We start from the raw sequence: 656 nt of genomic DNA, 5'->3' as shown, positions 1-656 counted from the left end.
ATCCTCCCACAGGCCCACAAGCAGACGCCGGAAACGATCGCTCAGACCGCAGTTAATGTCTTCCAGCCAAACCGGAACCGCACGGCGTAACTGGGCAATCTCCCTTGGCGCCACGATGCCGTACTCCGACGTCAGGCCGCGGATCTGGTTCGCCTTGGCGTTCCGCTGCTCCATCAATCCTGAACGGACCCGGTGAACTGCCTGCACATCTTGCTGCTCGATCGTTTTAACCGCGACGAATCGCATGGCCGGCCGGCTCATCGCTTCACAAATTGCCTCGGCATCGTTTGCATCGTTTTTGTTACTTTTGACGTATGGCTTCACAAACTGCGGGGCAATTAGCTTCACGGTATATCCGAGCGCCTGCAGGCGTCGCGCCCAATGGTGCGCGCTGCCGCAAGCCTCCATGCCGATCTCAGCATGCAGAGGAACCGTCTGCTGCAAGACCTCGATCCATTCCGAACGGCTCAGCTTGCGGCGCCATACCGCCTTCTCGCTTCGATCGATTCCATGAACCTGGAAGACGTTTTTGGCGAGATCAATTCCGACGCGAATCATGTCCATTTCGGGTTCCTCCTCGTTGACCGGCCGAACATGTCGTCAATCATGCGCCACGTCTCAGTCGGGTGAGGAGGAGTCCATCCCATTGCTTGTGG

At 57.9% G+C, this 656-nt stretch carries 1 protein-coding gene; it reads right to left on the bottom strand.

All coding sequences use genetic code 11. The features are described 5' to 3' along the window. Positions 1 to 564: IS110 family transposase (locus AB6809_RS36260; RefSeq protein WP_371028613.1), on the bottom strand; the 564-nt coding region annotated here is incomplete at its 3' end. Between the last annotated feature and the right edge of the window lie 92 nt (positions 565 to 656).

This window comes from Paraburkholderia sp. RCC_158, from assembly GCF_041355255.1.
GTDB lineage: Bacteria > Pseudomonadota > Gammaproteobacteria > Burkholderiales > Burkholderiaceae > Paraburkholderia > Paraburkholderia graminis.
The sequence above is the reverse complement of the archived record's forward strand: the minus strand, read 5'-3'. Positions and strand labels throughout refer to the sequence as shown.